General features: G+C 43.0%; 1 pseudogene. It reads left to right on the top strand.

Annotation, left to right across the window (positions count from 1 at the left end):
• Positions 1 to 302: pseudogene (locus ACS604_RS18990) on the top strand (RND transporter); the annotation flags it as partial.

Below are 302 nucleotides of genomic sequence, written 5' to 3'. Positions count from 1 at the left end.
AACAATGATAAAGATGACGGCCTATACAGTTCCGTCATGCTTGAAGCAAGCAGTCAGTTTTATCAAGGTGGAGCCGTTTCTTCTCAGGTAAAAATGGCGAGTTATGCCGAAGAAGCTGCAAAGTCTAAGGTCAATTCAGTTTATATGGATGTTCTCGACCAGATCAGAACGAGCCGTGAGCAAATTGAAAATAAACAACGTCAAATGCAGGTGTTGACCAATCGTCAAGCCACAACGGTTCGTACACGTGAACTTTATCAAGAGCAGTACAAGCTCGGGACACGTTCATTGGTCGATTTATT

The organism is Acinetobacter sp. Li1LvA2 (assembly GCF_056156705.1).
The sequence above is the reverse complement of the archived record's forward strand: the minus strand, read 5'-3'. Positions and strand labels throughout refer to the sequence as shown.